Below are 10,321 nucleotides of genomic sequence, written 5' to 3' on the forward strand. Positions count from 1 at the left end.
TTGTGTGTGTGGGCCGCCTCCGGGGTCCCCCTGATGAAACTCCTGAGTTTCATCAGGGGGACCCCGGAGGCGGCTGTGGCGGGTGTCAGTAGCCGATGGTGAAACGGCGCTGGACGAAGCGGGGCAGTTCCGCCTCGTCGACCAGGGCGAGGGCGGCGTCCTCCGCAGAGATGCGGCTGCGGCCGTCGGCGTCCCGGACCGCCTGGTCGCCGCCGATCCGGAAACGGCCGGTGCGCTCGCCGGGGGCGATCTCCTCGGCGGGGCTGAAGTAGGTCCAGAGCCGATTGGACGTACGCAGGACGTTCAGACCGTCCCGGGCGCCGCGTGCCGCGGCCGCGTACTCGCGGGGCAGCCCGAGCCGGTCGAGGGTCTCGTGCATCCGGTCGACGTCGTCGGCGAGAGCCACCCCGGGCGCTGTCTCCAGACTGCCGGCCCCGCCGATCACGATGAGCCGGGTCCGGGGGTGGCTCTCCAGGGCTTTGACGAGCGCCCGGGCGGCGGTGGAATGGAGCGTGGGGTCGGCGATGGAGCGCCGTACGGTGTCCGCGAAATCCTTGGCCGCGTTGCCCGGCTGGAACCCGCTGATCAGCACGTCCAGGCCGGGCAGGACGGCGGTGATGCTCGCGGGGTCGAGGACGTCCACGCTTGCCCAGGTGATGTTCGTGCGGCTCTCGTTGATCTGCGAGGCGTCGCGGCTGAGTGCCCTGACGTGGTGTCCGCGGCCGAGCGCTTCCGTGACGACCCGGCTGCCGATGGTGCCGGTGGCACCGATCACTCCGATGTGCATGGCTCTCCCCTTGTTCATGCCCGGACGCGCTGGCTGCCGCCACCCGTCTGGACGCCGTACGAAAACTATACGGTGTGAAGTTCGAGTACGGCGATCAATATCGTGACGCTGTAGAGTGGCCGTATGGCAGATACCGGGACCAGAGGGCGGCGTGAGCGACTGCGGGCCGAGACGACGGCCGAAATCAAGAGCGTGGCACTGGAGTTGATGGCCTCGGGCGGCCCCGGCGCGATCACACTGCGCGCCATCGCCCGCGAGATGGGCATGACCCCCAACGCCATCTACGGCTACTTCGCCACCCGCGACGACCTGGTCACCACGCTCATCAACGATGTGTACACCTCGCTCGCCGACTCCGTCGACGCCGCCTGGGACGCCGCCCCCGCCAAGGATCCGGCCGACCGGATCCCGGCATGGGCGCACGCCTTCCGGGGCTGGGCGCTGGCCAACCCCGAAGGTTTCCGCCTCATCTACGGCGACCCGGTACCCGGCTACATCGTTCCCGAGGGCGGCGCCGCCCCGGATGCCGCGCAGCGGGTCTGCACGGCCCTGACCGGCCTCGCGGCCGCCGCCTGGCCGCATGTCGAACACCTCTACGCGGACAGCGACTTCCAGTGGTCCGACTTCGATGCCGGCCTCCTCGGCAAGGTCCGCCCCGCCTTCCCCCACCTCCCTCCGGCCGGCGTGGCCCTCGCGCTGCGCCTCTGGGGTCATCTCCACGGCCTGGTATCACTGGAGATCTACGGCCATCTGCACAGCCAGACCACCAGCCCGGAAAAGCTCTTCCGCGAGGAACTGACCCAGCTCGTCCGGTCATTGGGTATCGCGCCGAAGAGCTGACGACCTCCGGAACGCCGGCCCATGAGCCGGGCTGTCACACCTGTTCCCTCGGGTGCGATTCAGTCCCGGTGCGGCGGCGCGAGTTCGTCGACGATCTCCAGGAAGGGGCCGACGAGCGGATTCGTGCCCGCTGTCGGCCGCATCGGGCCGTAGTCGATGGTCGGGGCATCGCGGAACGGGACGAAGACCATTCCAGGCCGGGCCGTCCGCGCGTGCGCGCTCGGCCCGGCTCGCCACCTCCACCCCGCTGCGCGGCTGGCCGGACCTCTTCCGTGCCGTCCTGGCGTCCGCGCACGAAGCGGCCCCTCCCACCCTCTCCACCGTGGCGCAGCGCATGAGCCTCGGCACCCGGACCCTGCAACGCCGGCTCGAGGAGCGCGACACCACGTGGAGCGGTGAAGTCGAGGACATCCGCCGAGCCCACGTCACCGGACTCCTCCACGACACCGATGTCAGCATCAGCGCGGTAGCCGCCCGCTCCGGCTACGCCGACGCCCGGGCCCTGCGTCGTTTCTCCCGTCAGGGGGCGACGGGCTCCCGGGCCGGTCAGCGGCCGGTGTGGAGTTCGGTGGCGAGGGCGCAGAGCGCGGCGCGGTCCGGGTGCCCGGTCTTGGCGAGGAGGCTGGCCAGGTGCTTCTCCACCGTGCGCGGTGAGATGGAGAGTTTGCGGGCCAGTTCCTGGTTGCCGGGGCGGTCGGCGAGCAGGACGAGCACCTCGTACTCGCGGACCGTCACCCCGCAGGTGCGCAGTCCGGCCGGGACGGCGTCGCGGCCGCCGCGGTGCTGGGCGACGCTGGCGCCGGCCCGGCGCAGCAGGGTCCGGCAGGCGGCGGCCACCGGCTGGACCTCCAACTGGTGGAAGTACTCCTCGGCGGTGCGCAGCCAGGCCACCGGGTCGCCCCAGCCGTCGGCGAGCGCGGCCTCGGCGGCGAGCCGCAGCGCGAGGTGGTGGGCGAGCGGGAAGGACGCGGCGCCCGGGCCGGCCTCGGCGACCGCGCGGGCGGCCTCGGCGGGGCGGCCCTCGCGGCCCAGCAGCACCGCGTCCGCGAACCGCAGGAACTGGTGGTTCCAGGCCAGTTCGACGGCGGGTACGGCGGCGGCCCGGTCGAGGGCGGCGCGGTCCCAGCGGCCCTCGACGACCTCCAGCAGCGGGTGCAGGCCGTGCCGGCCCGCCAGGTAGAACACGCTGGGGTGCTCCTCCTCCCAGGCCAGTCCGGCGGCCAGTTCGGCGCGGGCGCCGGGGCGGTCCTCGGCCAGCAGGGCGCCGACCGCCCGGCACAGCCCGTAGCGCAGCGGTGTCAGGAAGGACTCCTCGCCGCCGGCCTGCCGGAACCGGGCGAGTTCGCGCTCCATCTCCCGGGTGCGGCCGAGGTGCGCGGCGAGGGTGGCGGAGGAGAGCAGCAGGTAGCGGTGGGCGGCGAGGTTGTGCAGCCGGGCGGTGGCGTCGAGGCAGCGGTCGACGATGGTGCGGGCGGTGTGCCACTCGCCGCGCATCACCGCGTTCATCGCGAGCAGTCCGTCGAGGGTCTGGGTGAGGACGATCGCGCCGAGCCCGGCGGCGGCCTCCCGGGCGCGTTCCAGCCGGGTGCCGTCGCCGGTGCGCATGAAGGCGTTGGCGCCGAGCCGGAGCATGGCCTCGACCCGCCAGACGGGCAGGGCGTTGGCCTCGGCGACGGCCAGCATGCGTTCCAGGCAGGCGTCGGCGGCGTCGAAGCCCTGTTCGCGGGCGAGCAGGGCGAGCAGTTGCCAGGCCTGGCAGGCGACCACCGGGAGGCCGGCGCGTTCGGCCACTTCGGCGGCGCGGCGGGCGCGTCGTTCGGCCTCGGCGAGGCGGGCCGCGGTCGGTGCGGCGGTCGGTGCGGTGGTCTCGCGGGTGCCGTCGCCGTTGCCGACGTCGCCAGCGCCGTCGCTCCTGCCGTCGGCCGGGTCCGGGGTGTGGTCCGGCAGCAGGGCGAGGTGCCCCTCGACCACGGCCAGCGCGGCGTCCTGCTCGGGGCGCGGCCGGCCCGCGGTGAGTGCCCGCGCGGCGGCCACCTGGGCCACCGCGTCCGGGCCGCGCTCGGCCATCACGGCCGCCCAGGCGAGCCGGGTGTGCAGCTCGATCCGGCCCTCCACGGCCGGGGCGGGGAGCGACCCCCGTCCCTCGCCGGAGCCGGAACCCCGGCCGGGTGCGGCGGTCGCGGACGGCGGGACCGGCGGCAGGGTGCGGACCAGCTCGAACGCCCGGTCCAGCTGCCCGGATTCGGCCAGCGCCGGGAGCAGCCGCTCGGTGACGCAGGCCCGTTCGGCGTCGCCGGCGAGTTCGTGGGCGCGTTCCAGCAGGACCACGGCGGAGCCGGCCGCCCCGGCCTCCAGCACCCGCCGGCCGGCTTCCGCGAAGTGCACGGCCGCGCCCGCCCGGTCGCCGCTCACCAGTAGCAGGGAGGCGACCAACTGGCGTCGTTCGTCGGCGAGTTCGGGATCGGCGCGGACGATGGCGCGGGCCGCCCGGCGGGCCAGCGCGGCCCGTTCGGCGGGGGCGAGCGCGGCCGTGACCGCGTCGGCGGTCAGCGCGTGCCGGAAGGCGTAGCGGTCCGGTGCGGAGCCGTCCGGCACGATCACATTGGCCTCGGAGGCCGAGCGGAGGTGGCTGAACAGGGTCCGGTCGTCGTAGCCGGTGATCAGCTGGACGGTGGTCACCGAGAACCGGCTGCCGAGGGTGGCCGCCGTCAGCAGCAGTTCCCGCACCTGGGGGTCGAGTTGGTCGATCCGGTGGCCCCAGCTGCGGACGATGGTGCTCGGCACCCCGGGCCGGGAGCCGTCGGCCAGCAGCCAGCGGCCGTCCTCGGCGCGCCGCAGCGTGCCCCGGTCCAGCAGGTCGGCGAGGAGTTCCTCGACCAGGTACGGGCAGCCGTCGCCGCGTTCGACGAGGTGCTCGACCAGGGGCGCCGGGAGGTCGCCGGTCCCGTCCTCCAGGATGGCGGCGGCCAGCGCGGCCACCTCGGCGGGCGGCAGCGGCGGGAGTTCGGCGACGGTGGCGGCGCGGCGGCGCTCGGCGGCCCGTACCAGCTCCAGGGCCGGGCCGGGTTCGGCCCGCAGGGTCGCGAGCAGCAGGACCGGGAGGCCGGCGAGGTTGTCGACCAGGTACTCCAGGACGGCGACGGTCTCGGCGTCGGTGTCGTGGAGGTCCTCCAGCAGCAGGACGCAGCCCTGGTCGCGGCCGAGCACCGCGAGCAGCCGGAGCAGTGCCTCGGCCAGTTCGACCACCGTCTCCGGGTAGGCGCCCGCGCCGGCCGCCGGTGCGGCGTCCCGCCACTCGGGGACGAGCCGGGCGAGCGCGGGGCGGTAGGGGGCGAGTTCGGGGTCGGTGGGGGGACCGGCGGCCCGGAACCGTGAGGACAGTGCCTCGATCAACGGGCGGAACGGTGTCACCGTGCCGGTCGAACTGCCCCGCCCGCGCAGTACCGGCAGGCCGAGCCCGTAGGCGTGGTAGGCGCATTCCCCGGCCAGCCGGGACTTGCCGATGCCGGCCTCGCCGACCAGGAAGACCGCTCCGCCGGCCCGTTGCCGGGCAGCGGCCAGCGCGCCGCCGAGCATCGCGAGCTCCGCGGCGCGGCCGACGGTGATCGACGACGTGGTGCGCACCATGGGCGCAGGCTACTTGACGGGGATTCCGTTCTGAAGTGCGGTGAATCGGTTACGAAGCAGACACCGTGTCAGCACCGGATGGTTGCCGTACGACCACAATCGGAGCACAGCGCCGCCACGGGTCGACGGGTCGGGGTGCGCGCGGGTGGGGCGGGGTGGGGCGGGGTCCGCCGCCGAGGGGCTGCCCGGTCCTCGGCGGCGGACGGTCCGGCCGGTTGGGGCCGGGGGTGGTGCACAGGGTCGGGCTGTTCCCGAACGGGTTCGAACGGATCAGAACAGAGTCAAATACGTCCGAACGGCGGCGGGAAGGGGTGGTAACGGCTCAGAGGAGCCGGTGGGGCATCAGAAGGGGGTGGTCATGGTCGGGAACTCGATGATCGGCGGGATGGCGCCGCCCGTCCCGGCGAGCAGGTGGGAACGCAGGCCCAGGCCGCCGCCCGCGCGCAGGCGGATCTCGCCGGCCGGGTGGTCGGCCGTCTCGCCGGGGCGGACGGCGGTCTGCGGCAGGGTGAGCCGCTCGTCGTGGTTGTGCATGATTCGGTGCTCCGTTCGTGGTGGTGATGGATGGTTCGGGAGGGAGGACGTCGTGCGGGCGGCGCCGGTTCGGTCGAGGGTGGCCGGCGGCCCGGGCGGCCCGCCGGGGCGGTCAGCGGAGCGCGACCGGGCTGCGCGGTCCGCCGACGGTGCGGAGGGAAGCGGCGGTGTCCGGGTCGGCCGGGGGATCGGGGAGGGCGGTGTCGAAGGGCCGCGCCGTCCGGTGGGTCGCCGGGGCGGGGCCGGTCGCCGCCGGGGCGCGGGGGCGGAGCAGCAGGGCCGACGGTACCTGGTCGGGGAAGCCGAGGCGGAGCAGTCCGTGGCCGATCCCGGCCAGGCCGGTGAGCAGTCCGGGGTGCGGGACGTGGTCGGGCGTGCCGGACCGCGCGCCGTCCTGGTCGACGGCGGCCAGCAGGGCGCCGGCCCGCCGGACCCACGGGGTGCGGCCGGCGGCGGGCCCGTGCCGGCCGAGCAGTTCCAGCACTCCCAGCTCGCCGTGGCACAGGCTGTGGTCGCCGAGCGGGGTGGCGCGGGCGGTGTTCCGGACGGCCCGCTGGGCCCAGTCGGCGAGTTCCCGGTCGGCGAGCGCGAGCGGGCTGTCGAGGACGGCGAGCGCGATCCCGGGACGGCCCCGGCACCAGGAGCCCTCGCGGGAACGGACGGCGGTGGCCGCGTGCAGGGCGGCCAGCCCGGCCCGGTGGTGCGGGCCCTCGGGGGGCTCGGCGGTGGCCTCGGCGTAGCGCAGCAGTGCCCAGCCGACGCCGGCCGAACCGTGGGCGAAGCCGGCGGTGGCGGGGAGGGGGTGGGCGGCGAGCCGCTCGGCGCAGCGGGCGGCGGCGGCCAGCGCGTCGGTGGGGGTGGCAGGTCCGGTGAGCAGGAGGGTCCGGTGGACGGCCCCGCCGTGGACCGCGAGCAGGGCCGCGAGCCCGCCGGCGGTGCCGCTGTGCACGCCCGGGTCGGCCTCGCCCTCGGCCGCGGCCACCGTGAGCGCCACCGCCGCCCCGGTCCAGGCGGCGATCGGCGGCTCGTCCAGGAGCCGGGCGAGTTCGGACAGCGCGTAGGTGATGCCGCCCAGTCCGGCGAAGGCACCGGAGCCGACGGCGGCGGGGTGGCCGGGGTGGGCGCCGAGGGCGTCGAGCAGCCCGGGGACGGGCGCGAGGGCCCGGCGGGCGACCTCGGCATAACGGTCGGTCCCGGTGAGCGCGGCGAGCTGGGCGAGGAACAGCGCGGTGCCGGTGTACCCGCCGGCGAGGTCCGCGCCGAGCGGCCGGACCCGCCAGTGGCGGTCGGCGAGCAGTTCGAGCCCGAGCCAGTTGGTCCGGGACCGGCCCTGGTAGGCGGCGGCGACGAGCTGGTCGCCGAGCCCCCGGGCGGCGGCCAGCAGCCGTTCGGGCTCGGGCGCGGTGGCCCAGACGTTCTCCGGCACCGGACGCCCGGGCCGGTGCGCGGGGGTGTCGGCGGCACCGGCCATGGCGGCGCGCACGATCCACTCCTGGTCCTTGCGGTCGACCGCGCCGAGCGCGGCGAGCTTGGCCTCGACCCGGGCCAGCCCCGGTTCGGCCAGCTCCCCGGGCAGCCGCCGGCCGCCGGAGGTCCACAGGTCGCGGGTGCCGGGCCGGGTGGTGAACAGCGGTACGTCGCCGGTCCACAGGTCGGCGATCTCGTGCTCGGCCAGCCCGGGACGGCCGGGGTCGTCGACCGCGTCGGTGCGCAGCAGGTCGAGAACGGCCTGCCGGGCGCCCGCCTCGCGCAGCACGTCGGGGTGGGTGGACTCGTCCAGCAGCCGGGCGTAGACCCGGGTGGCCCGGGGGACCACCCGGACCTCGGCGTCCGCGAAGGAGCGCAGCAGCCCGCGCGGGCCGGTGAGGTCGTCGCGTCCGGCGGCGAGCGCCGCGTACCCGGCGCGGAAGCCGGCCACCAGGGCCTCGGTGTGCTCGGCGGGCTCGACCTGCGCGCCGCCGAGCCGCGGCCGGTTGTGCGCGGTGCCGAACGGGCGCGGGCGGCGCACCAGCCGCATCTCGTCGGTGCCGGCGCCGGCCCAGTCCACGCCGTCGACCGGGGAGAGCCGCCGTCCGGTGCCGCCGCCGCCGATGCCGGAGACGTCCGCGGCGCCGTCGTCGCCGATCAGCAGCTGCGGCAGCAGGCCGACGCGGTGGACGGACTCGGCGAGTGCCCGGGCCGCCGGGTCCTCGTCGGGGGCACCGGTGTCGGGGGCGCCGGTGTCGCCGGGGGCGGTGCCGGTGTCGGGGGCGGGGCGGGGCTCGCCCGCCGGGGGATGGAACAGCGTCTCGACGTCCACCAGGACCGGATGGTCCCCGCAGGCGATCAGGTTCTCGAAGTGGGTGTCGGTGCCGTCCAGGACGTGCAGCAGCGCGAGCAGCGCGCCCTGCCGCCGGTAGAACCGCTCGACGTCGTAGCGGGTCAGGCAGGGCCGGGCCTCGGCGTACTCGGTCCAGCCGTGGGTGCCCCGGTCGAGCAGGCCGAGCGCGCGCAGCCGGGGCACTCCGGGCTGCGCGCCGTACCAGCCGAGCAGGGTGTTGAAGTGCCGGTGCGCGGCGGGCGGCCGGGGGCGGTGGACGACGGCGGCGCCGTTGGCGAAGTGCAGCACGGCGACGGCCCGGCCGCGCCGGTGGCGGTCGCCGGCGTCGGCGGTGACGGCCAGCAGCGTGCCCGGGTCGCGGCCGCGCAGCAGCCCGGCGACCAGCGGCGCCCGGTCGGCGGCGAAGCGGTCCAGCAGTTCGGCGTGGGCATCGGCGGCGTCCAGGCAGGCGCGGGCGAGCAGCCGGGCCAGGACGGGGTAGTCGCGGAGCAGCGCGGCCAGGCCCTCGCGGCGGGCGGTGAGCGAGAGGAAGGAGCGGAACCGCTCCTGCGGGGTGCCCCCGGCCAGCCGCCCGGCCGCCCGGGCCGTGTTGAGCTCCAGGACGAGGGTGCGGGCGGCGATCCGGGCCAGCCGTTCGGTGAGCCGCGCCGTGAACTCGGCGCGCAGCGCGGTCAGGTCGATCCGGTCCAGCTGGTCGGCCGCCCGCACGGCGGGGGTGAGCGCCGTCAGCAGCCGGACCTGAGCCCGGTCGGCGAAGGGCTGGAGGACGAGCGCGAAGCCGCTCAGGCCCGGGTAGGCGGCGCGCGGCACGACCGGCCGGACGGGCGCGGCGGCCACCGCGGCCTCGGTGAACGCGGCCCAGTCCGGGCGGGTGGCGGGCGCGGGCCGACCGGGGGTCAGTCCCCGTTCCCACCACGGCGGGCCGCCGGCACGGGGGGACCGGAGACGGGCGTGGTGGGAACGGGGAGTCTGTGAGGGGTGGGGCTGGTTCGGGTCGGGGCGGCTCGGGCGGGGCTGGTTCGGGTCGGGCTGGTTCGGGTCGGGCTGGTTCGCGTCGGGCGCCGCCGTCTCCGCCGTCGGGGCGGATGCGGCGGGTGATGCGGGTGATGCGGGTGGAGCCGGTGGTGCGGGGAAGTCGCCGGGCATCGGAGTGTGCGGGAACGGTATGGCCGAGGGAACCGCCGGTGCGACCGGGCCCTGAACCGGTCCGGCGCCCCCGTCGGGGCGCGTGCTGCGCACGGCGTTCACCTCAGCCACCACCGCACCTCCGATGCCGGGAGAGAGCCGCGCTGCCGTCGAAGGCGCTGCCCTCGTTGCTGATCCTGTCGTTGGGGCGGTTGCCGGGGCATGGGGGACGTGCCCCCATCTTTGTGCCGCTCGGCCCGCACGATCCGCCGGACCCCCGCCGATGGAGGGGGGCGTTCCGGGTGGCCGGGCCCGATCCGGAGCAGGCCCGGGGGCCCGGGTGTCCGTTAACGGCGGGCGAGGAGCAGTTGGGTGGCCGTGGCGGGGCGGCCGTTCATGGTGTGCACCGGGAGCTCCCGCGCGTCCACCGGGTCGAACCCGGCGAACAGCCCGTCCAGCCAGTCCCGGGTGTGGTGGCGGCAGACCGCCCCGTCACCGGTCTCGAACACGCCGAACCGGCCGAAGCGCGCCTCGAAGCGCCGGTAGCGCTCCTGGTTCCGCTCGTCCGGCTGGAGGACGTAGTCACTGATGTGCAGCAGCCCGCCCGGCCGCAGGACCCGGTGCAGCTCGGCGACCAGGGCGCGCTGGGCGTCGTCGTCGGGCACGCAGGTGAGCACGGCGAACAGGAAGGCCGCGTCGTAGCTGCCGTCCGGCCGGTCGAGCCGGGGCGGGTCGGCCAGCACGGTGAAGCGGGCGGCGGGCTGTTCGGTACGGGCCCGGGCGATCAGCTCGGGAGCGACGTCCACGCCCTCGATGTCACGGAAACCCAGGTCGAGCAGGTCGCCCGCGAGCCGGCCGTAACCGCAGCCGTAGTCGAGCAGGGCGGCCTCCGGGTCGGTCCGGGCCGCCCAGGTGGGGTTGAGCGGGTGGCCGAAGGTCTTGGTGGTCCCGGTGGAGTTCCAGTACGCGGACTGGTCGTCAGGTGCCGACATGGCCCGATGATGGCACGCCCCGGGTGACGGTGGTGCGCCGGGGGTGCGTGGGGCGTGTGGTCGGCGCGGGAGGAGGCGTGGCACGTGGGGCGGGGG

Annotated in this window: 7 protein-coding genes; 1 reads left to right on the forward strand and 6 read right to left on the reverse strand. The window is 76.1% G+C overall.

The window, feature by feature from the left end:
* Positions 1-85: 85 nt before the first annotated feature.
* Complete coding sequence (locus ADK60_RS05780) at positions 86-787, reverse strand: NAD(P)-dependent oxidoreductase (RefSeq protein ID WP_053643775.1); 702 nt, start codon at positions 785-787, stop codon at positions 86-88.
* A 123-nt stretch (positions 788-910) separates the two neighbouring features.
* On the opposite strand from ADK60_RS05780, the gene ADK60_RS05785 reads away from it, so the two are divergent.
* A complete protein-coding gene (locus ADK60_RS05785) occupies positions 911-1,627 on the forward strand; it encodes a TetR/AcrR family transcriptional regulator (RefSeq protein WP_053643778.1) in 717 nt (238 codons plus the stop codon).
* Positions 1,628-1,686: 59 nt separating this feature from the next.
* Here ADK60_RS05785 and ADK60_RS47470 read toward each other — a convergent pair whose 3' ends face one another.
* The 5 genes from ADK60_RS47470 to ADK60_RS05805 form a co-directional block, all read right to left on the reverse strand.
* The gene (locus ADK60_RS47470; protein WP_286185254.1) at positions 1,687-1,818 is read right to left on the reverse strand and encodes a hypothetical protein; all 132 of its coding nucleotides are present in this window, start codon (positions 1,816-1,818) and stop codon (positions 1,687-1,689) included.
* A 355-nt stretch (positions 1,819-2,173) separates the two neighbouring features.
* Entirely contained in the window at positions 2,174-5,251 is a 3,078-nt protein-coding gene (locus ADK60_RS05790; protein ID WP_053643786.1) for a helix-turn-helix transcriptional regulator, read from the reverse strand.
* 345 nt (positions 5,252-5,596) lie between these two features.
* Positions 5,597-5,788, reverse strand: a complete 192-nt coding sequence (locus ADK60_RS05795; protein ID WP_053643780.1) for a hypothetical protein — start codon at positions 5,786-5,788, stop codon at positions 5,597-5,599.
* 112 nt (positions 5,789-5,900) lie between these two features.
* Entirely contained in the window at positions 5,901-8,945 is a 3,045-nt protein-coding gene (locus ADK60_RS05800; RefSeq protein ID WP_063783053.1) for a type 2 lanthipeptide synthetase LanM family protein, read from the reverse strand.
* 635 nt (positions 8,946-9,580) lie between these two features.
* On the reverse strand, positions 9,581-10,225 hold the full coding sequence (locus ADK60_RS05805; RefSeq protein WP_053643782.1) for a class I SAM-dependent methyltransferase: 645 nt from the start codon (positions 10,223-10,225) through the stop codon (positions 9,581-9,583).
* Between the last annotated feature and the right edge of the window lie 96 nt (positions 10,226-10,321).

This window comes from Streptomyces sp. XY431, assembly GCF_001279805.1.
Lineage (GTDB): Bacteria > Actinomycetota > Actinomycetes > Streptomycetales > Streptomycetaceae > Kitasatospora > Kitasatospora purpeofusca.

Excerpts from the sequence above, each read along its gene's own strand:
- ADK60_RS05780 (WP_053643775.1), bottom strand. The coding sequence starts at position 787 with ATGCACATCGGAGTGATCGGTGCCACCGGCACCATCGGCAGCCGGGTC.
- ADK60_RS05785 (WP_053643778.1), top strand. The coding sequence starts at position 911 with ATGGCAGATACCGGGACCAGAGGGCGGCGTGAGCGACTGCGGGCCGAG.
- ADK60_RS47470 (WP_286185254.1), bottom strand. The coding sequence starts at position 1,818 with ATGGTCTTCGTCCCGTTCCGCGATGCCCCGACCATCGACTACGGCCCG.
- ADK60_RS05795 (WP_053643780.1), bottom strand. The coding sequence starts at position 5,788 with ATGCACAACCACGACGAGCGGCTCACCCTGCCGCAGACCGCCGTCCGC.
- ADK60_RS05805 (WP_053643782.1), bottom strand. The coding sequence starts at position 10,225 with ATGTCGGCACCTGACGACCAGTCCGCGTACTGGAACTCCACCGGGACC.